Here is a 21039-nt window from a genome sequence, read left to right as displayed (position 1 = left end):
ACAAGGATTTGGCAATTCTTGACATGAAAGTTTCAATGCAGAACCGTTTACATGAGTAAGGGCGCACATCAGTGCGCCCCTACGTGTTTATGGCAGTTTAGGATTAATTTATTCCTAAACGAAACTAAAAGCAGAACTCTCTAAGCTGAGCGAATCAACAGTTTGAACAATACCAATTAATTCATCGGATGTTCCCAAATCCTGGTAGATTCCCATTCCTTCTGGTAAACTGCCAGAGGTTGCCATTAACTGATAGTCAGCCGCATTTCCAGCCAGTTGAATCATATCTTGACTGGCGTCAAAATCCATAATCAAGGCGTAATCATCCACCCCATTGTCGGCGGATAATGCCCCGGTTACATCGCCTAAGATAAAGGTATCAACATTGGCAGTTCCGGTCAGAGTATCTACCTCTCCGACACTGGGATCAGTCCCAGTAATCTCGTCCGTTGCACTCTGTTCGTATACTTGAATATTACGGAACTGACTGGCTGCATTGGGATTTTTAACATCATGGTCATTTCCCAATATCAAGTAATTCATCTGACCCGTGAAGAAATCGCCAACTCGGATTTGATAGGATTGCCATTCACCAGCGGTATCACTGTAATTATTGAAGTCTTTGATACCCCAGGATTGCGTGCCGTAGAGTTTGAAGAACTGGTTTGAACTGAGACGGTTATCACTATCAAAGCCAATGCCTTGAATTTCTCCTTCTGCTGTACTCTTGAAGTCAAACTCTAAGATAGTATCAGCGGTAATCGTGTAATCGAGTCCTAACTTCTTCCAGCCATTTCCCTCAAGTTGCACTTCACGGCTATCCTCAGAAAGGGTAACAATAGCTCTTTTATCTTGATTTCCAGCATAAGCATCAAGGGTGTAGGTGTCGGTTATCCCATTCGCCGTTACCGCTAATTCGGGGTCATAAAGTTTGATATTGCGGAATTGACTGGAGGCGGTAGGATTTTTTACATCATGGTCATTGGCAAAGAAAAGGTAGTCCATTTCCCCCGTGAAGAAATTCCCCACGTCAATGCGATAGGACTTCCATTCGCCAGCGCTATCGGCATAATTATTGAAGTGCTTAATTCCAAAATTTTGAGTGCCATAGAGTTTAAAGAACTGTTTGGAACTGAGGCTGTCATCGGTATCAAAGCCAATGCCTTGAACTTCACCTGCTGCCGTACTCTTGAATTCAAATTCCAGGATGGTTCCTTTGTTGATAGTCTGGTTTAGGGCTACTTTCTTCCAGCCATTTCCCTCAAGTTGCACTTCACGGCTATCCTCAGAAAGGGTAACAATAGCTCTTTTATCTTGATTCCCCGCATAGGAATCCAGGGTGTAGGTGTCGGTTATCCCATTCGCCGTTACCGCTAATTCTGGGTCATAGAATTGGATATTGCGGAATTGACTGGATGCGGTAGGATCTTTTACATCATGGTCATTGGCAAAGACTAGGTAGTCCATTTTTCCCGTCAAGAAGTTGCCTACGTCAATACGATAAGACTTCCATTCGCCAGCGCTATCGGCATAATTATTGAAGTGCTTAATTCCAAAATTTTGAGTGCCATAGAGTTTAAAGAACTGTTTGGAACTGAGGCTGTCATCGGTATCAAAGCCAATGCCCTGAATTTCTCCTTCTGCTGTACTCTTGAATTCAAATTCTAGGATGGTTCCTTTGTTGATAGTCTGGTTGAGGGGTAATTTCTTCCAGCCATTGCCTGTAATTCCGACTTCATTTCCATCCCAGGTAAAGTTAACCAAAGCATTTTTATCTTGGTTCCCCGCGTAGGAGGTTAAGGCGTAACTGTTGGTGACTTCATCGGTGGTGATGTTTAATTCCGTGGGGAAATCATCTTTAACAATTGTTGCCACACCTTGACTATTATCTAAGGTAGCGTTTTGGGCATTACTCAGATTCAAGGCGAAGGTTTCATCATCCTCAAATGCGGTATCGCCAAGAACGTCAACATTTATCGTTTGACTGGTTTGACCAGGGGCAAAGGTTAGCGTACCATTGATGGCTGTATAATCACTATCCGCCATGGCGCTATTATCGGCGGTGGTATAGTCTACGGTAACGGTTTCGTGAAAGGCTTGGGAAAGGTTAACTGTAAATTCAGCCGTGGTGATGCCACTGTTTCCTTCGGTGAGGCTGATGTTCTCAATGGAGAGAGTGGGGAAGTCATTATTCTCAATCGTAACCGTTCCTTGAGAATCCGCGATCGCACCATGACTGGGGTTACTGAGATTCAGAACCAAGCTTTCATCGGTTTCTATGTCGGTATCACCGAATATCTCTACCGTGACGGTTTGGCTAGTTTCCCCAGGGAAAAAGGCTAAGGTTCCGTTTGTGGCGCGATAATCTTCACCTGCGATCGCACTCTGATCTGAGGTACTGTAGTCTACAGTAACCACCTCACTGTAGGCATCGGAGAGGCTAACGGTAAAGTTGGCGTATTTGCTGCCATTATTTCCCTCAGTCAAAGTGACATCATCCACCGTAATCGTGGGGGGTATAACCAGGCGGTTAATAAAATCAACCTCTTCTACATTTTGACCGGGATCAAGGATAACCGTATGCGTACCCGGAATTTCGCTATAGTTGCCAACTCCAATTTTAATATTGTATCCGCCACTGCTGCTATAGCTGTAATCACGATAATTCGCGATAGTCGGATCATACCAACTGCCTTCACTACTAACACCGATATAGTAGGTGCCAGCTTCAAATGCGGTAAAGTCGATATAAGGATCGTCACTAAACCCCGTTTCCCTTGGTGCTAAATCACTTTCACTCTCAGCAACTTCTCTACCCCGGAAATCAAATAACCGCAATTTGGCATCTAACTCGGAACCGACAGTCTCGGCATCAATATCAACCGTGATCCGTTCTCCGCGAGAGAGTTCGACCTTATAGAAGTCTACATCCGAACCGGGAATAAAATTAGTGTTATAGGGATTCCAATAGTCACCAATTATCCCCGTATCGGTAAAAACACCCGGAGTTATAGAAGTCAATCCGGTTGCGATCGCCTGGGATAGGATATCATTGGGTTCATTGACTCCCCGGTAATCCTCCAGAGTGATGTTTACAGCATAAACTCCTGTGTCATTCCAACTGTTGTCACTACTACCACTGCCTAAAACAAAGGGATCATAATCAACATTACTCGCGCTACTAATCCCCACATAATAGGTATCGCTGTATAAGGCTTCAAACTCGATATAAGGTTCGCTAAATCCCGATTCCCCAGGCGCTGAACCATAGAGACTGAATACCACTTCTTGTCCGTTAGAATCAAATAGTCGCAATGCGGCATCCAAATTCGGCTCAAACGTCTCAACATCCAAATCAATGGTTACCCATTGTCCTTGATTAAGCTGTAACGCAATTAAATCCACATCCGCACCCAGATTAACGGCGGGGTTATCGCCAATCATCCCCATATCCGTAAACGTACCCGGATTCGTGCGACTCAAGCCACTATAAACGGCTTGCGTGATTGTATCATTGGACTCATAACTGAGACTGTTAAGTCCATAGTGAAATCCATCACCACCTAGGGCAGAAACATCGTAGGGTAAGGAAATTGTCCGCTGAACGTTTCCACTATTGTCAAGAACATTAATTTCCTGATTTCCCCTGAAGGAATTAACCAATAGTTCACCATTAACAAAAGCAATCCCAGTATTATCAGTTGTGTCCGTAAACAAGGTATCGGAAATTAATCCTGTCGTTGGATTAATCACGAAGAGTTGATCATTCCCATTTGTCACCAGTAACTGATCTGGATTTCTCCTTACCCCCAGTCCCCCAACTCTGGTGATCGTAGGATTAAGTGCGTCAATGTTGAGAATATTGGTAACTTGATCACTAATTGAATCAAACTCGATAATGTCCTTGCCCTGGTCATCTAATAGATACACCTTATTTCCCAGGACAGCCAGATCATCAATAGAAGTATTTTCCGTAAAAACCTGATCGAAATCTATCACCTCTCCCGTAGAAGGATTCAGTTCCCACAGACAATTTGAACCATCGGTAAAGAACACACTTTGTCCATTGTAGGCAAGTCCGCCAACTGCATTATTTGCCCACCTTGGTATCGCAAAACGGTTAATTTCTTCCCCAGTCAGCGGATTTAATTCCACAATTTGATTTGATCTATCCAGGGGTGTGGCAAACAGTCGTTCACCCCCCTCACTAACTGGATCATCCCCCACCGTTACTTCCAGGTTGTAGCCGCCACTGTAACCATAACCATAATCCATTGTCGCCACAAATGGATCATAGTAATTACCTGAATGACTGACACCGATATAGTAGGTATCATCCCTTGAGGCGATAAAATCAATATAGGGATCTCGACCGGAATAGGCTTCTCCAGGTGCAGCGTCTGCATCGCTAGAGGCTACTTCATTACCCCTAGAGTCAAACAATCGCAGTTCAGCATCAAGATAAGAACCAAACTGTTCGGCATCAATATCAATCCGAACCCGTTCACCCAAATTCAGTTGGACTTTATAGAAGTCCACATCTGACTGGTTACTATTCGACCACGGCGGGTTATTAATATGGTCGCCAATAAAGCCTGTCTCTTTAAACGTACCTGGATTGGCAGAACTTAACCCGGTTGCGATCGCCTGGTAAATAGTATTATTAGGTTCATTCGGTTCCTTGTCTTGAGTTAGGGCAATTTTGATATTATATCCACCTGTACTACCCCAACTCTCGTACCCGTTCCCACTTCCTGGAACCAACGGATCATATTGCCAATTATTACTGCCACTAATGCCAACATAGTAAGTGCCAGTGGATAAGGCTTGGAAGTTAATGGAGGTATATGGATTCCACGGCTCATCGTTATAATGGTAGCGGACTTCCTGACCCTGATCATCAAATAAACGCAGGGCTGTCCAGTCATCCACATCAATAGTTACCTCTTGTCCTTCATCTAGTTGAAACGCAATCAGATCGACATCTAACCAAGAATCAACCAGGGAATTATCTCCAATTAAACCACTATCGGTAAAAATAGGATTCGTTTCACTTAATCCACTGACAACGGCGTGGGATAGCGTATCATTAGACTCTTTCGTTAAACTGGGAAGACTATTTTTCAGTCCATCACCTGCCAAAGCGGATACACGGTAAGGTAAGTCAAGTGTACGCGGCAAGCCACCCTTTTGATCAAAGATATTAATTTCTGAGGTATAGTCAGATCCTAGATAAATCTCACCACCGATAACGGCTGCGCTCATATAATGAGTCCTGGAATACGTAAAAAAGGATTGCATCTCTTGACCCGTACCCGGATCGATCTTAAAAACATAACGTTCATCTTGATCGGTTACCCACAAAACATTTGATGCATGATCCCCCGATAGTCCAACCCTTGAATGGAAACCGGAATTAATCGGATCAATATCCAGAACAGTAGTAACTTCCTCACGGATCGGATCAAATTCAATAATGTCACTATCCGAGGAATCAAGCAGATAAACCTTACTCCCTAACGTCGCTAAACCCTCAAAGTCACCACCTATGTCCACCCAGTAATCATTAATCACTGCCCCTGTATTTGGATCAAGTTCCCATAACTGATCCGATCCATTGGTTAAAAATAAACTTGTCCCATTAAACGCTAAACTGTCAGTTCTACCATTAATCCAAGTTGGCACTTCAAACCGATAAAGTTCTGTACCCGTTAGGGGATTTAACTCAACAATCTGATTGTATCCATCATCCGGAATCGCAAACAGCCGTTCTTTATTAGCATTCGGGTGAGGAGAAAGCTGTTGCCATCCGGGAAGTACGGTTTGGGCAACCGTATAGGTTCCTGATTCTAGACCCAAGAAGGTATATTCGCCATCTTCGTTAGTTAGAGTTGAGTATTCTCCAACATCAAGTTGACCATTTTGATTTTCGTCTAAATAAACCGTCCAATCGGCGATTCCGAGTTCAAAACTATCCTGGAAGCCATTCCCATTTAAATCCTGCCAAACCTTGCCGTTAATCTTAGAGTTCATGAGTGTGAATACCTCCTTGACCGCTATTTCCTAGCTATTCCTCGCCATTGCCAGCCAAATTTATGCAAAAAATCAGTTTTTGTTGCAAATCTTTACAAATTCATCTGGGGTGTTACCACCGCTGGCGTGTTCACAAGCGGTGACATCCTTAGGTTGATGTATGAGAACGTCCTATCACCGTAATCGGAATCTGACGTTTCAGGGCAGTAGGGGCGGGTTTGACGACTATCTGGACTTGGTTAACCCAGATGCGACTCGCGCCCGCCCCAACCCAATGCGATCCGTCTGTAATGATTACTTCTACAACTAAAACGTTGACACCTGGGGATCGGTGAATTTTTTGATAACTTTTGTAGCAACGGACTATTATGAAGATTTCGTGAAGTCACCACGGAGTTTTTTAAGTTTCTGTAAAATTTTCCGGCGTTCAACCCCTTTGTACGATAGAGCTAGATCCCCCCTGAGTTATTATGTAAAGAATTGCAACAAAAACCGATTAATTGCATAAACTAGGCTGTCTACTTGTGAGTAATAGGTAGAACATAGCGGTTAAGTCGGTTGCTACGGCTGATCGGTTTACAAGTTGTGACATCGTTAGGTTGAGGTCTAAAGATTTCCTATCACCATAATAGAAATGGGTGGAAAAACAATTCATCAGTTCATTTATCACAATCAGAGGTGTAATTAAGCTATAATGACAGTTCACAAAATCCGTCAAACGCTTCTCACCCTAACCAGTTTTGCTACGTTAGGATTTGCCCTATCCCTACCCGCCCAAGCCATAGAATTTAGGTCGATTGACGGGTCAAACAATAACCGGGATAATCCGACCTGGGGTGAAGCCGAAATTAAACTGATTCGCCTCCTCGAACCCGATTACAGTGATGGGATTTCCGCGCCTGCGGGTATGAATCGCCCCAACCCTCGCGCCATCAGTAACGCGATCGCCTCTCAATCCGAGTCAATTCCCAATTCCTTCAATGCCAGTGATTGGCTATGGCAATGGGGACAATTTGTAGATCATGACCTCGACTTAACTGATCCGCCTGCGGGTGCAGAATTTTTACCCATCCCCGTTCCCGAAAATGATCCAACCTTCACACCTGGATCAATTATCCCCTTCCGCAGAAATGCCGCCGCACCAGGAACGGGTACAGATAGTAATAATCCCCGCCAACAAGTTAACGCGATTACCGCTTATATTGATGGGTCGAGTGTCTATGGATCAGATTTAGAACGGGCGCATTTTTTACGATCTGGAGAAGGCGGAAAACTTAAAACCAGTGCCGGGAATTTGTTACCCTTCAATACCGAAAACTTGGAGAATGCCAATCCCTTTGGTGTTGATGCTGATGATTTATTTATTGCTGGGGATGTGCGGGCAAATGAACAGATTGGCTTAACGGCTGTTCACACGCTTTTTGTCCGGGAACATAATCGGTTAGCTGATGAAATTGCCGCTGATCCAACAACGTCTCAAAAAGCCGCTGATGCGGGACTTTCTGTAGACGAGTATATCTATCAAACCGCCCGCCGAATTGTCGGTGCCCAAATTCAGGCAATTACCTATAATGAGTTTCTTCCTTTACTCTTGGGTGAAGGGGCGATCGATCCCTATAGTGGCTACGATGAAACGGTAAACCCCAGTATCAGCAACGAATTTTCCACCGCCGCCTACCGAGTCGGTCACACGATGCTATCCTCAGAACTGCAACGGATCAACAATGATGGCACATCAGCGGGGAGTATTTCATTGAGAGATAGTTTCTTCAATACCCAGGAAATTACCGAGAATGGGATTGATTCGTTGCTGTTAGGATTAGCCTCTCAGAAAGCGCAAGCTGTAGATGCGTTGTTAGTTGATGATATCCGCAATTTCCTCTTCCCCGCCGGAACCGGAGGACTAGATTTAGCCGCCGTGAATATTCAACGGGGACGGGATCATGGACTTCCCGGTTATAATCAAGCGCGTCGGGGGTTAGGGTTAGGCGGATACACGAGTTTTGATCAAATTACATCCGACGCCGAAATTGCCCAGCGCTTCCGAGATATTTACGGCACAACCGATGGTCAGGATAACATTGATTTAGTTGATTTGTGGATCGGTGGGATTGCTGAAGACGCCTATAATGGCGGGATGGTTGGCGAATTGTTCAATGTGATTCTCTCAGACCAATTCCAGCGTTTACAGGATGGCGATCGCTTCTTTTATTTGGCTGATCAGGATCTCCTGAATTTGAGACCGGATATTGGCGATACGACGCTTTCGGATATTATTGTCCACAATACGGATATTACCACGATTCAGGATAATGCGTTTATTGTCGCCAAAGATATACCCGAACCCTCCGCACTATTCGGATTGTTTTTAATTGGGGTTTTCGGCGGAACGTTGGGGCAATGGCATCAGCGCCAATCTATCAACCAAGGATATTCGCAATCAATATAGCGATTCATCCGGTAGGGGCGCACAGACGTGCGCCCTGATCAAGGTATCAAATCAAACCAGAAAGTGCTGTAAATATAAACCAGTGACACGCCTAATTAGATTGGGTTTGTAGTCATGTTAGTAGTGGCGTGACATAGCTAAAATTGTGGGATAGATTTGGCGGTGAAATCGGGCGCACGCCATGCGCCCCTACGGTTTCCGGGCGTAATTCTAATTCATCAAATAAGGTGTGTCACGCCAGTAGTGGCGTGGCACAGCTAAAATGGTGGAATAGATTCTATCATTGAATCGGGCGCAAGTCTTTGCGCCCCTACGGTTTCCGGACGTAATTCTAATTCATCAAATAAAGTGTGCCACGCCGCCATCGTGTGTTAGCGAAGCGTAACGCACCATTGACTAAGGCTTTGGTTGTTTATGGCTATCGCCTAAACCACGATGGCGGCATAGCCCCCTAAATTGATGCATTGGATTAGGTTTGTAGTCAGGGTTTGACGCTGAGATTCTGTTGGGTTGAGCGAAGTCGAAACCCAACCTACAACTATTTAACGGTTGCAAGATGTAAGTTTTAACAGATTTTCCTTTGGCTTAAGAGTATTTTAAGTGCGATCGCTCCCTTGGGGGCAAATCCTAGTGCAGCGCGGCAGAAATAACTAACCAGCGAACAAACTGCCTAAAAGCAGCTGCCATAGGTTCCTTATAGCCTTCTGCCCTCTGCCTTCGGACTTCTGCCTTCTTGTACTAGAAAGCGCGGTGATGCTAATTCTCCTCTAACGGCGATTCTGGTGGACCAAAGTCATCAGGAAGTTCTTCTGGTGTCACCTTTAACACAGCTAGCAAGGTTTTAAATTGGGAAACGGTTAGCCTCGGCACAGCCCTACCTCTTTCCCAATTTGCCACAGTGTCTTGGGTCACACCCAATACATCTGCAAGTTCTTGCTGGGTAAGGTTTTGAAGCATTCTGAGCTTTTTGAGGGACGACAAAGGCTTTTTCGCCATTTTTACTGAATTAATTTAGCTAAATAGCTTGAGGTTTTTACTAAATTGCTTTAGACTATTGCTATCCACCCTAAACCGCTTTAGGGAGATAAGCCCAAAAAAAGGTACGTGACCTAAAAAGCCATCATTCCCCCAATGTAGAGACGCGCCATGGCGCGTCTCTACTCCAGAGAATGGTTTGACTGCAACAAAAAGTGCTGTACGCCTAGTACGCGAATCACGTTCTAGGCAATCACTGTCTTGTCCATTAATAGATTACCTATAAGCCAATCAAAAGTAACAGACACTTTACGAGTCACGCAAGATATTTCTGTCTTGACAAAGAAGCAACTGCGTGTGCTGAGTGCAGTCACTAGGGTTCATATATCAATTAACAAACGAGGAAACTCCATGAAACATTCTGACTGGCTACGCCTTCAAGTCGAAGGTGAGAAATTGTGTGCCTTGCTGCGACAGCATAATTATCAATGTCTGAAACAACCCCGCCGCTTATCCTGGAAAATTCACAAAGACGGCTACTCCCACCTCCTGACTTGGCTACCCGCACCTGTAAGCGACTGGGGTTTACTTCCCAACGACACCACCCCAGCACGTAGTATCCTTTGGCATCTCATCCAAAGCACCCTCAATATTATCCGAGGTAGAGAACTGACAAATCAACCCATTCCCTCATCTGTGGACTTGACCCGTCCTTGGGCAATTGTCCGCCTTCTCCCCAACGCTCAACGCTACACAATCGCTAGATTCTACAACCGCCAAGATGCCCAAGATTATTTGAGAGTTCTCAACCGCTTCATTCCCAACGCAGAATTTGAACTTCTGTTTGATGTTTCCCCAAAAGGGGAAATCTGAACGTAGGGACATGATATGTTGTGTCCCTACTGATGGTGGTTCAACTAAAGGATTGCTGGCATCCCACATCACGACGTTGAATACAACAGTCATTTAGGGTAGGGACACGATATTATCGTGCCCCTACAGGTAGCTTGAAGAGTCAACCACCTTCTGTTTCCCCAAACCCGACAGACCAACTCCCGCAAAACTGATTAGAATACAGTTTTTCAGTAACTTTAACATTTTGAGTTAATGACATTAACCAATAAAACCTTTATTATTACCGGAGCCTCGGCTGGAATTGGACAAGCATTAGCGATTAAACTCGCCAAACAAGGGAGCAATTTAGTCCTAGCCGCACGAAATCAGGCGGCGCTGATGAAAACGGCTGATGATTGCTTAAAAGCCGGGGGTCAAGCGATCGCGGTTCCAACAGATGTCACCAACCCAGAAGCCTGTCAACATTTGATTGAACAGGGAGTGAGTCGATTTGGTGCGATCGCGGGATTGGTAAATAATGCCGGAATCTCGATGTATGCAACCTTTGACACAGTGACGGATTTGTCATTATTTGAGCAGATCATGCGGGTGAACTATTTGGGGGCAGTGTATTGTACTCACTATGCCTTACCCTCTTTGAAAGCCTCTAAAGGATTATTAGTCGCCATTTCCTCCCTCTGTGGTAAACATGGGGTTCCCACCCGCAGTGGTTATGTCGCTAGTAAACACGCGATGCAAGGTTTTTTTGATACCCTACGGATTGAATTACAGGAGACGGGGGTAGATGTGTTGGTGGTTTCACCGGGATTTGTAGCGACAACAATTCGCGATCGCGTTTTAGGTGGAGACGGTACACCAATACAAGCCAGTTTACAGGATGAGTCGCACCAAGCCATGTCTGTAGAAGACTGCGTGGATCAGATTCTTCAGGCGATGGTACAGCGTCGGCGAGAATTAGTTATGACTCCCAAAGGGCGTTTAGGGTTATGGCTAAAATTAATTGCACCAGCCTGGGTGGATTGGATGACAGCTAAAGCCATCAAATCACAGCGTCAGGCGAGTAAGTAGTGGACTGACACAGCTAAAATTGTGGAATAGATTTGTTTTGTAGTAGGGGAACCTGAGCCAACTCCGGCTAGGCGTTATTATAGCACTAAAGTGCTTACTACGAGCCGCTCCCCCAGCTTCCTCGGCTTCCCCCGCTCCCCCTCACCACAGCACTTATTCAGCAGCCCCTAATTACCAACTCTTGCGCGATTTCGTTCCGCCCGACAATCCCGATCGATATTATCAACCTCTTCTTGCGCTTTACATTGCTCGTAGACAATTTGACCCGTTGAATAATTGGGGAGTTGTTGTCGTTTTTCTAATGCTTTTTTAAAGTAGTCTAGCGCTGCTTCCGGTTGATCTTGATGCACTAAGATTTGGGCTTTCAGGTATAATACTTCAGGATTATCCGGCGTCATTGCCAAAGCGCGTTCGACATAATCCATCGCCTGATTATATTTTTTCAAATCTCGGTAGGCTACAGCAATCCCCCGATACGCCAGATACTTGGGATAACCATGAGTTTCTAACTTATTAATCGCATCAGCCGGATCAGCAAAGGGAACATTAACGGCTAACATCAAATCCATGTGACCCGTGAGTAAGTTTAACTCTGGATCTTGATCATCAATGGCTTTGGCGGCGTCTAAATATTGAAAGACTTTCTGGAGTTTACTCAGCGCTCTAACCGGACCTTCTTTCTCAAAGTTATAGGTTCCTTCTAAAAAGTGACCGACAGCCGTATAAAGATTACCACGCAGCGGATCAGACGTAATCAGTTGTTCAGCCGTGGTTCGGGTTTTTGTGGCGTAATCATTCAAGGTTTCTAACTCTCGCTCAGTGTAGGCGATCGCGGCTAACATGGCATAGATTAACGGATCAGTTCCCTCACTCGCTTCCGCTTGCTGGAGGTGATCCTTGGCGGCTTGATAATCACCCTGTTTAAAAATCGATTCAAATGCCGCTTCCGTATTATCACCAATATTGCGGGGATTACTGGGACGAAAGGGATCGCCCGCTAAACTCGGAGTCACCCAAAAACTGACAACCATAATCGCTGCACCAGCTAAGGCGTTTACAGTTCGTCGCGGGGTTGGCAACCAATGATTCATCGTCTTCACTACCACTAATGTCTGTTAACGTTCGACGTTGGCGGAAATTGGAGGTTCCAGTCCCCAATCCTGAGACAATCGATGCCACAATAAAAAAGATCCGACCATCTTTTTGCTCAACGGATTTGGATGCTTTATCTCAAAAATATAACCTATCACCCGCCCGCGACCCCCACCGCTATCTTAAAAGGTCTGACTTTAACCCTAGCACCGCAACAACTCGGACTGATCATCGGTCGCAGTGGGTCGGGTAAAACCACCTTATTGGAAATTTTGGCAGGTTTAGCTCAAGCCACATCGGGGGATATATTCTGGGGTGAACAGGGATTAACTCCTGATCACTTGCAACAACTCGCCGGATTGGTGTTTCAGTTTCCCGAACGCCACTTTTGTGGGAGTACGGTGCTGGAGGAATTGCGAATGGGACACCCAGAATTGGGTTCAGAACGGGTTCAGGAAGCCTTAAGCGAAGTTGGACTGGGTGATATTTCGCTGTATACGTCTCCTCATGCGCTCAGTGGTGGTCAACAACGCCGTTTAGCCTTAGCGGTTCAGTTGATTCGCCAACCGACAGTATTGATGTTAGACGAACCCACGGCGGGACTGGATTGGTCAATGCGCCGCCAGTTAGCGAATTTGCTCCTAAAACTTAAGTCTCATTGGACATTACTGGTGGTGACTCATGATGCGGGGGAGTTATTGCAAATTGCTGACTCCTGTTGGACAATCCAACAGGGTGAACTGAACTCTGTTGATCCAGTGAGTCTGGGACAAAAGGCGGTGGTTACGAGTCATTAGAGAGGGAATAGGCAATAGGCAATAGGGAACTGGGAACTGGGAATAGAAAACAGTCGGATGAACGATCAACAACTGCTTCCGGAAATGGTTGAGGTTTGGCAGGAAACCTTAAACTGGCAACCCACGGAAAGTCAACACCAGCAGTTTCAGCGCCTGTATGCTGGAATTTTGGCTGGAAATCGCCAGTTGAATTTAACCCGCATCACCCAACCGGATGATTTTTGGGAAAAGCATTTATGGGATTCGTTGCGAGGTGTGGCGTCGCTGTTGTCAGAGGATGAGAAACCGCTGAAAATTATTGATATTGGTACGGGTGCTGGATTTCCGGGATTGCCTGTCGCGATCGCACTTCCCTCAAGTTCGGTGACGTTACTCGATTCAACCCGCAAGAAAATTACCTTTCTCGATACCCTGATTCCCCAGTTAGCCATCCCTAATGCTACAACTGTACTGGGTCGGGCGGAAAAAGTGGGACAACACCGTCAGCATCACCAAGGGTATGATATCGCCCTAGTTCGGGCAGTGGGTTCGGCATCGGCTTGTGCGGACTATGCGTTACCCTTCCTGAAGCCGGGAGGGTTAGGGATTTTGTATCGAGGACATTGGAGTGACGATCAAACCGATGAGTTGAAGGGGAAGGTTGAATCATTAGGGGGCGCGATCGCATCGGTTGAATCCTTTACCACACCCCTATCCCATAGCATCCGCCACTGTTTGTACTTACGAGTCCCAATATTGCTCGGATAAGTCCTCATTTAATTTCTTCTCCCCCAGCTTCCAGACGCGCCATGGCACGTCTCTACATTGCTTCCCCAGGTTCACCGCATTGACAAAGCGGCTAAATCACTCGCCTCTAGTAAAAAACCCCAATATTTCTGTTATACTAGCTTGCCTGCGGCAACTCGTGTTAGGTTAACAATAGTGTAAATATTCTGTAATAATTAGAGTTACGAGCCAAAACATTAGCTTCAAACCTGATATTACGACCCGGAATTCACCAAGGGGTCGTGGTTAAACCGTGTAAATGGTCAAAAGAGTTTGATTTTACTACATCAGTCTGTGCTGTTGAGGTTGGTCAAGATCAGTGGAAAATTATCTGGACGTAGAAATCGTTCATCCATTTCCTCTATTCTGATCCAACTCAATTGCTGGTGTATGCTCATGGATTTAAATTTCAATCACATCTGGAGGTATCCTTCATGTCTGTTCGTCTTTACGTTGGCAACCTGCCCAAAGAACCCGTTGATCGCGAGGAACTGCAAGCGGTTTTTGCCGAAGCCAGTCCATCGGTTTCCACTAAAGTGATTAAAGATCGCAAAACGGGGAAATGTCGCGGCTTTGGCTTTGTCACTGTTCCCAATGATGAGTTGGCTGAGCAAATTATCGAACAATTCAATGGTCGCGTCTTTAAAGACAATGCCTTGAAAATTGAAAAAGCCCAGCCTAAGTCAAAAAGTGCCAATGAGGATGAATCTCGCTCATCTGGGGGTGGTGGTGGTTCTTCGGGACGTCGAGGGGGAGGTAAAAAATCCAAACGGAATACTCCGACACCCGATTCGGGTTCAGTTCAACCTGACCCCCGATGGGCGGATGATTTGGCAAAACTCAAGGAACTTTTATCGGCACAACCGAATAATTCCTAGAGTTGGTTTAACTCAAAAGCTCAATCAACTGAACTCGCCTAGAATCAAAAGCGGCGTTCGACAACCCGCGCTAACCGTAGGACACGGTAAACGCAGTCTGTTCTACTGCCTAATTTACCGTGTCCGTCTTTGTTGCCAAATTTCGGGCAATGGTCATCGCGAAATACCGACTGACAATGATACTCTTACTTCTGGGGTGACACCCTGAAATTTGGGCATGGTTAAACCCAGGATGACATAAGCCCAATTCTCCGTAATTGATAACCAAGAAGGACATTTGAGTATGAGTACAGAAACTGACCCGGTTAAGGTGATGAAGCAAGAAGTCGGTAAAGCAGCGGCTGAACGGGTGCAATCCGGGACAATTGTTGGCTTAGGTACAGGGTCAACCACGGCGTATGCGATTCAGTATATCGGCGATCGCATCAAAAAAGGGGAACTGAACGATATTAAGGGAATTCCCACCTCATTTCAGGCAGAGGTGTTGGCTAAAGATCATGGTATTCCCTTAACTAGCTTAGATGCCGTGGATCATATTGATGTTGCCATTGATGGTGCAGATGAAGTTGATCCGCAAAAGAATTTGATTAAAGGCGGTGGTGCGGCGCATACTCGTGAGAAAGTGGTGGATTCTCTCGCCGCTCAATTTATTGTGGTGGTTGATAGTGGTAAGCTGGTTGATCGGCTGGGTTCCACGTTTAAACTGCCTGTAGAAGTTATTCCGATGGCGTATGCCCCGGTGATGCGGGCGATCGAGAAATTAGGAGGCAAACCGGAATTGCGGATGGGGGTCAAGAAAGCGGGACCTGTGGTAACCGATCAGGGCAATATGGTAATTGATGTTACCTTTGATTCGATTGACAACCCTGGTGAATTAGAACAGACAATTAATAATATTCCTGGTGTTTTAGAGAATGGTTTATTTGTCGGTGTGGCGAATGTGGTGCTAGTCGGTGAAGTGAAAGATGGTAAACCGCTAGTACGCGAGATGTAATCGGTTATCCATCTAATTTTATTGTAGGGTGGGCAAGACAATAAACATTGAAATACTGATGTTATCGTTCGTTGCTCTTGCCCACCGAGGGAGTAACTGTAATATTTATAGCCCAATCGCTTTGCGATCGCGCCGACATTCGGCTTGTAGTAAGGGCTTCAGCCCTAGATTCCGTTAGACCCTTGCGAAGTCGAAACCCAACCTAAGCTAAAACGCATTTAAATTGTGTATTAGCTGTTGCCTGTTGCCTGTTGCCTGTTGCTTTTCAGGGTTTTAGGTATCCCAATTTAAATGCCGAACAGCTTACAACTAAAACGTCGGTTTAGAAACTAAATTTTGCGGTCGAATGGTGCGTTACACTGCGCTAACGCACCCTACAATTTTATTAATTATTCGATTCATTTTTGTTGTGACGCTTGCTTAGAAGACAGGGCGACCCGAGTAAATTGAATGGATAAAGTTGTTCATTGGTGCAAGCGGGTCGCTCCTACACAATGATGGCATATTTGTGTTTATATATGGCGTGGTTTTTGGGTTCATAGAGGATATAGCATTACGCATTGAGGTACGGAAGTTGCCTAGCTTGAGATCGATAGCGACAAGGCGTTTAAGTTTACGGTTATATTTGATGTGTGTCCAGGTCAATTGTCTCCGCAGTGCAGAGACAATTTCTGGGTCAGGGAAGGTTTCGGCAAAATAGAGGCAATGTCGGAGTTGTCTTTCGCTCCAGCCTTTGCCGTAGCCCATAAGTTATACAATAACAGTAAGAATCGATACTTAAAGGTTATACCGTGCCAAAACTGACGATTGAAGTCCCTGAAGAAAACAAGGAGCGTCTGCAAACGCTTCTGGTTCGTAGCCAAGCGGGTGAACTGACGCCGAGTGAACAACAGGAACTTAATCAGTATCTAGCGATTGAGGACATTGAGGAGACGAGAACATTTACACCGTCTCAATCTTTGGGTTCAGAGTATCACGATGATAGTCCGCCCAACCTGTTTACACCGAACAGTTCTCTCAAACAATCGGTGTCAGAGGTAGGGATGATGGGACAGTCATTGGCAAAGGGAAGCCAATTCCCTGATACCCCGGAAACCCATATCAGCTTGATTCTGGAACCTCAGCACAAGAAAACCCTGGAAAAGGCGGCGGCTAAACGGTGTTTAACTTTGAGTGAATATCTACTTGAACTTGTTCTGGATGCAGCGACTCAGGAATTAGCGACTCCAGAACCTATGGTTTTAGATGAACAAGACTGGGATATCTTTGCCTCGGCTTTGAAAAATCCACCTGAACCCAATAGGCTTTTAAAAGAGGCATTTAAAAGACATCAGAATTAATCGGGGAATGGTTACGTGTATGACAGAAATGGTGTGGCATCTATTGTTTTGTAAACAGGAATCGTCTTGAGGTGACATGGATAATTTAAGCCGATAGATAATTCGGTAAACCGGGATGACTTTGACTGCGGCGTTCCGGAATTAAATGATTATCTCAAAAGATATGCCAAACAAAATCATCAAAAGGGTATCGCTAAAACATTCGTAGCCATTCCCGAAGAGGGAGAACCGAATGTTGCGGGTTATTATTCGGTGAGTATGTCAGAAATTCAACGGGAGTCAATGCCGAAAAGTTATGGAAAAGGATTGCCACGTTATCCGATACCAGCGATGCGGATGGGAAAACTGGCAGTTGATTGCTCAATGCAGGGTAGAAAGTTGGGAGAAGCTTTGTTGATGGAGTGTTTGCGTCGTGCGATTCGTCTTTCTCAGGATGTGGGTATTTTTGCGGTTGTAGTTGATGCACTGAATGAGGAGGCTAAGGCGTTTTATTTGAGATATGGTTTTATCGCGTTACAAAGTAGTTCGCTGTCATTATTTATTCCTTTGAAAACAGTATCAAAGGCTATGGAATAAATTTTAGGGTTAAATTGAGCGCAGCCTGGGAAAGGGTAAATATGGGCAAAAGGCGCACGTTAGCAAAGGGCGCACGTCGGTGCGCCCCTACATAATGATGGCATATTTGTGTTTAACGCCATTCTCCCTGAAGGGTAAAGGCTGCCCAATAATAGGGTTTTCGCCAATCAACATTGCTTTGCCACATGGCTAATTGTGCCTGTCGCAAGGCTTCGGCTGGAGGCAGATTTTCTTGCAGATATTTTTGATAAAATTGGCTCATGAGTTCGGCGGTTGATTCATCATTAACGTTCCATAATGAAGCGATTATTCTTGGTGCGCCTGCATACATGAATCCTCTTGTCAAGCCGACGATTCCTTCTCCTTTAACATTTTTCCCACTGCCTGTTTGACAAGCGCTTAATACAACTAATTCGGCGGGGAGATTGAGGTTGAAAATGTCATTTAGGCGTAAGAATCCGTTTTGTGGGTTGCCTTGGGAGTCTACTAAGGATACGACTAATCCTGATAATTCGGGGTACTCACGATTGAGGATGCCATGGGTGGCAAAATGGATAATCTGATAGTTACTTAAATCGGGGGCTTTGACTTGGTTTAAATTAGCTTCAAAATCAAAAATTCCTAGACTGGATTTGTCGGGGAGAAGTTGGAGGATGGTGTCAGCTTCGGTGCGGGTATAAAATAGACGTGATAATTTTTCTATCTCGGCGGTAGCAGTTGAGCGTTCTAAACTACGTTGGGCGATGTCTTGTGTACCTCGATTTTCGTTAGGTGGAGGGTTTGTTTCACCGTTGAAGCGTTTATCATCGGGAGAGAAAACGGGGTCAGCAATAATCGCCAGGGTATTGGGTGCAGTAGCACGTTGAGTGAGTTGGTTACGGTTAATCGCAACCGTGGAAGCAGACGGAAGATGGATGACTTGATGCTTGGTGAGTAAGGGTTGATAGTCGGCAGAATTTATAGATAGGGCTGAAAAGGGTAAGTAATGGAGTTGACCATCGGGTACGATTAATAGGCGTTTTTGTGAGATTTTATCTAAGTTGGGGAGAATGAGTTGTGTTAGTTGAGTAGAAGTAGGCAGGATTTCATCAAAGGTAGCACTAGAATCGGTCGTGAATCGGAAGAAGGATTGAGCGGCTGTTTCGATTTCACTTCGGGGAGGTAGTTGATAACTGGTAATGCTATCTTGGGTAATTGCCCACAGATAACTACGTTCTTCTCCTAGGGCGTATTGTAATAAAACTGTGTCTTTATCCAACAGTTGTTGTTGGACTTGGGTTAAGGTGAGAGGTTGAGGATATTGAAGTTCTGCGTATTTGGGACTTTGGCGGCGAATTTTCTCTTGTAAGTCTTGATACTCAGATAGCAGTTTCTGTTGGGTTTGTTGCAGTTGGTTGATTTCGTCTTGGCTATAGTTCCCCGTTTGGAAGAGTTCAACCCGACGTTGTTCAATGGTGTTGAGTTGGGCTTGTAAGTTCCTTTCTTGTTCTAAGAGTTGGGGGTTAACGCCTTGGCGGATATCGGCGTTGGCTTCGGTGAGGAGTTCGATAAGACTTCTGGCGCGAGAACGTTCACTGGCGTGGAAGGCTTGAGCATCGTATCCTTTATTGGGGTTTTGTTGATGCAGTTGCATTAATAGGTCGATGTAGAGTTGGTAATAGTCTTGTACGGTAGCGAAGTAGGTTTGACGCAGTTCAGGGCTAGCAACTTTGGTGCGGAGATTTTCGATAATTTGGATTGAGGCTTCAATGCTAGTTAGGGCTTGAATAAGATTATCTTGGTTGAGTTGTGTATAAGCTATTTTGTAAAGGATATCGCCTTCCCAATTTGGATAGCCGCCTTGCTGAAAGATAGGCAATGCTTTGTTATAGTAGTCCAGTGCCTTTTCATGTTCCCCTAAATCCGAATAAACTGCACTCAAATTGTTCAAGACAAAGGCTTCAACTATCCGTTCCCCTTCTGTTTGGGATAAAGCTAGAGCTTGGTTATGATAATTCAGAGATTTTTTGTAATTTTTTAATGTACGATATACTTCACCAATAGACGAGAGAATAGCAGATTTAAAGATGATATCATCACGATAGCTGGGATTAATAGACAAAGCTTTATTATAAAAATCTAACGCTCGGTTATAGTAGTCTAGAGCTTTTTGTAAGATATAAAACCAATGACTTTATCATTCTCTCTAAAGGCGAGAACTAACCTATCAGTGTCATCAGTGTGACTAAACTCTGACTCCCCTACCCTCATCTCTCCAATTAAATCTGTGAAATCAGTGTTTTGACAAATAACTTGATCATTCTCTCTAAATGCGAGAACTAACCTATCAGTGTCATCAGTGTCATTAAACTCTCACCCCCTACCCTCATCTCTCCCTTTCCTGCGAATTGATCACACTCTGGAAATTGATACCAGCTATGTGACGTATGCAGAATACCACCTGTTTATCAACGCCCTAGAAAAGGCAGTTGAACCTGATCAACCCAGCCAAGAGTCAACCCACAAATTTACCCCCAAAGAGGCTCAAACACCGATTCAGGGACTAACTCTCACCCAGAAAAATCGATTTTGTGCATGGCTGAATTGGCACAATCGTGAGACTCTCGCCAATGGAACCATTAGCCACTATCGCCTACCCACGCCAACGGAATTCAACCACTATCCGATTCCCGATGATGGGTTAAGGGAGTCAGGAATTCGCCTGGTTCGATATCAATTACCCCTTCCCTATCGTCAACTCGCCTATCTCCTCGCCTCTGGACAATGGCAAGCCGCCAACACAGAAACTGCCCAAATCATGCGCCAAATTGCCGGACAAGAAAAACGAGGGTGGCTCAATGACAATGATATCAAAAAATTCCCGTCAACTGACCTAAATCAAATTGACCAACTTTGGTATCATTACAGTGCAGGACAGTTCGGCTTTCGGGTGCAACGGGACATTTATACCCAAGTCGGCGGTAAACCCAGAGACTATAACTATAATACCTATAAAAAATTTAGCGATCGCGTCGGCTGGTATGTTCCTAAAAAAGACGAATGGCGAACTCCAGCAGAACTCACCTTCAGTCTGGATGCACCTCCGGGACATCTCCCCTGTGGCGGTTGGCTAGACATGGGGGGGTCTAACCCAAATCAAACGCCACTTTTCGCAGGTTGGGCAATTTTAGTCACGCTTTTCTGGCGCATTTAGCACGGGTAGAGACGCGCCATGGCG

General features: G+C 45.1%; 15 protein-coding genes and 1 pseudogene. 11 read left to right on the top strand and 5 right to left on the bottom strand.

The genetic code is table 11. The features are described 5' to 3' along the window. Positions 1-114 precede the first annotated feature (114 nt). Positions 115-6033: a Calx-beta domain-containing protein gene (locus RIE73_RS09225; RefSeq protein ID WP_446400911.1), complete on the bottom strand. Its 5919-nt coding sequence runs from the start codon at positions 6031-6033 to the stop codon at positions 115-117. 160 nt (positions 6034-6193) lie between these two features. Here RIE73_RS09225 and RIE73_RS09220 point away from each other — a divergent pair, with 160 nt between their 5' ends. Continuing rightward, complete coding sequence (locus RIE73_RS09220) at positions 6194-6343, top strand: hypothetical protein (RefSeq protein WP_446400910.1); 150 nt, start codon at positions 6194-6196, stop codon at positions 6341-6343. 384 nt (positions 6344-6727) lie between these two features. Beyond that, positions 6728-8482 (top strand): peroxidase family protein, encoded by a 1755-nt coding sequence (locus RIE73_RS09215; RefSeq protein WP_446400909.1) that lies wholly within the window; start codon positions 6728-6730, stop codon positions 8480-8482. Positions 8483-9238: 756 nt separating this feature from the next. Here the strand turns inward: RIE73_RS09215 and RIE73_RS09210 are convergent. Beyond that, positions 9239-9478, bottom strand: coding sequence for a helix-turn-helix transcriptional regulator (locus RIE73_RS09210; RefSeq protein WP_446400908.1), 240 nt, complete (start codon positions 9476-9478; stop codon positions 9239-9241). A 390-nt stretch (positions 9479-9868) separates the two neighbouring features. On the opposite strand from RIE73_RS09210, the gene RIE73_RS09205 reads away from it, so the two are divergent. Together RIE73_RS09205 and RIE73_RS09200 are read left to right on the top strand one after the other, a co-directional pair. Then, positions 9869-10330: a hypothetical protein gene (locus RIE73_RS09205; protein WP_446400907.1), complete on the top strand. Its 462-nt coding sequence runs from the start codon at positions 9869-9871 to the stop codon at positions 10328-10330. Between the two features lie 234 nt (positions 10331-10564). Further along, positions 10565-11380: an SDR family oxidoreductase gene (locus RIE73_RS09200; RefSeq protein ID WP_446400906.1), complete on the top strand. Its 816-nt coding sequence runs from the start codon at positions 10565-10567 to the stop codon at positions 11378-11380. A gap of 167 nt (positions 11381-11547) precedes the next feature. Here RIE73_RS09200 and RIE73_RS09195 read toward each other — a convergent pair whose 3' ends face one another. Then, on the bottom strand, positions 11548-12471 hold the full coding sequence (locus RIE73_RS09195) for a Sll0314/Alr1548 family TPR repeat-containing protein (protein WP_446400905.1): 924 nt from the start codon (positions 12469-12471) through the stop codon (positions 11548-11550). A 129-nt stretch (positions 12472-12600) separates the two neighbouring features. On the opposite strand from RIE73_RS09195, the gene RIE73_RS09190 reads away from it, so the two are divergent. The 4 genes from RIE73_RS09190 (at position 12601) to rpiA (ending at position 15906) form a co-directional block, all read left to right on the top strand. Further along, positions 12601-13269, top strand: coding sequence for an ABC transporter ATP-binding protein (locus RIE73_RS09190; protein ID WP_446400904.1), 669 nt, complete (start codon positions 12601-12603; stop codon positions 13267-13269). A 57-nt stretch (positions 13270-13326) separates the two neighbouring features. After that, on the top strand, positions 13327-14016 hold the full coding sequence (gene rsmG / locus RIE73_RS09185) for a 16S rRNA (guanine(527)-N(7))-methyltransferase RsmG (RefSeq protein WP_446400903.1): 690 nt from the start codon (positions 13327-13329) through the stop codon (positions 14014-14016). Positions 14017-14468: 452 nt separating this feature from the next. Further along, positions 14469-14912 (top strand): RNA recognition motif domain-containing protein, encoded by a 444-nt coding sequence (locus RIE73_RS09180; protein ID WP_446400902.1) that lies wholly within the window; start codon positions 14469-14471, stop codon positions 14910-14912. Positions 14913-15195: 283 nt separating this feature from the next. Next, entirely contained in the window at positions 15196-15906 is a 711-nt protein-coding gene (gene rpiA, locus RIE73_RS09175) for a ribose-5-phosphate isomerase RpiA (protein ID WP_446400901.1), read from the top strand. A gap of 624 nt (positions 15907-16530) precedes the next feature. Here the strand turns inward: rpiA and RIE73_RS09170 are convergent. Next, positions 16531-16647, bottom strand: a pseudogene (locus RIE73_RS09170) (DUF1016 N-terminal domain-containing protein); the annotation flags it as partial. 50 nt (positions 16648-16697) lie between these two features. On the opposite strand from RIE73_RS09170, the gene RIE73_RS09165 reads away from it, so the two are divergent. Continuing rightward, on the top strand, positions 16698-17246 hold the full coding sequence (locus RIE73_RS09165; RefSeq protein WP_446400900.1) for a type II toxin-antitoxin system TacA family antitoxin: 549 nt from the start codon (positions 16698-16700) through the stop codon (positions 17244-17246). Between the two features lie 252 nt (positions 17247-17498). Then, on the top strand, positions 17499-17822 hold the full coding sequence (locus RIE73_RS09160) for a GNAT family N-acetyltransferase (RefSeq protein WP_446400899.1): 324 nt from the start codon (positions 17499-17501) through the stop codon (positions 17820-17822). Positions 17823-17934: 112 nt separating this feature from the next. On the opposite strand, the gene RIE73_RS09155 is transcribed toward RIE73_RS09160, so the two are convergent. Beyond that, complete coding sequence (locus RIE73_RS09155; protein WP_446400898.1) at positions 17935-19923, bottom strand: CHAT domain-containing protein; 1989 nt, start codon at positions 19921-19923, stop codon at positions 17935-17937. A gap of 228 nt (positions 19924-20151) precedes the next feature. Between RIE73_RS09155 and RIE73_RS09150 the strand changes: the two genes are divergently transcribed. Continuing rightward, on the top strand, positions 20152-21015 hold the full coding sequence (locus tag RIE73_RS09150; protein ID WP_446400897.1) for a GUN4 domain-containing protein: 864 nt from the start codon (positions 20152-20154) through the stop codon (positions 21013-21015). Positions 21016-21039: the final 24 nt, after the last annotated feature.

Source organism: Coleofasciculus sp. C1-SOL-03, assembly GCF_040220555.1.
GTDB lineage: Bacteria > Cyanobacteriota > Cyanobacteriia > Cyanobacteriales > Coleofasciculaceae > Coleofasciculus.
Note: the sequence above shows the minus strand (reverse complement) of the source record. Positions and strands in the feature narration are given on the sequence as shown.

Excerpts from the sequence above, each read along its gene's own strand:
- RIE73_RS09225 (WP_446400911.1), bottom strand. The coding sequence starts at position 6,033 with ATGAACTCTAAGATTAACGGCAAGGTTTGGCAGGATTTAAATGGGAAT.
- RIE73_RS09220 (WP_446400910.1), top strand. The coding sequence starts at position 6,194 with ATGAGAACGTCCTATCACCGTAATCGGAATCTGACGTTTCAGGGCAGT.
- RIE73_RS09215 (WP_446400909.1), top strand. The coding sequence starts at position 6,728 with ATGACAGTTCACAAAATCCGTCAAACGCTTCTCACCCTAACCAGTTTT.
- RIE73_RS09210 (WP_446400908.1), bottom strand. The coding sequence starts at position 9,478 with ATGGCGAAAAAGCCTTTGTCGTCCCTCAAAAAGCTCAGAATGCTTCAA.
- RIE73_RS09205 (WP_446400907.1), top strand. The coding sequence starts at position 9,869 with ATGAAACATTCTGACTGGCTACGCCTTCAAGTCGAAGGTGAGAAATTG.
- RIE73_RS09200 (WP_446400906.1), top strand. The coding sequence starts at position 10,565 with ATGACATTAACCAATAAAACCTTTATTATTACCGGAGCCTCGGCTGGA.
- RIE73_RS09195 (WP_446400905.1), bottom strand. The coding sequence starts at position 12,471 with ATGAATCATTGGTTGCCAACCCCGCGACGAACTGTAAACGCCTTAGCT.
- RIE73_RS09190 (WP_446400904.1), top strand. The coding sequence starts at position 12,601 with ATGCTTTATCTCAAAAATATAACCTATCACCCGCCCGCGACCCCCACC.
- rsmG (WP_446400903.1), top strand. The coding sequence starts at position 13,327 with ATGAACGATCAACAACTGCTTCCGGAAATGGTTGAGGTTTGGCAGGAA.
- RIE73_RS09180 (WP_446400902.1), top strand. The coding sequence starts at position 14,469 with ATGTCTGTTCGTCTTTACGTTGGCAACCTGCCCAAAGAACCCGTTGAT.
- rpiA (WP_446400901.1), top strand. The coding sequence starts at position 15,196 with ATGAGTACAGAAACTGACCCGGTTAAGGTGATGAAGCAAGAAGTCGGT.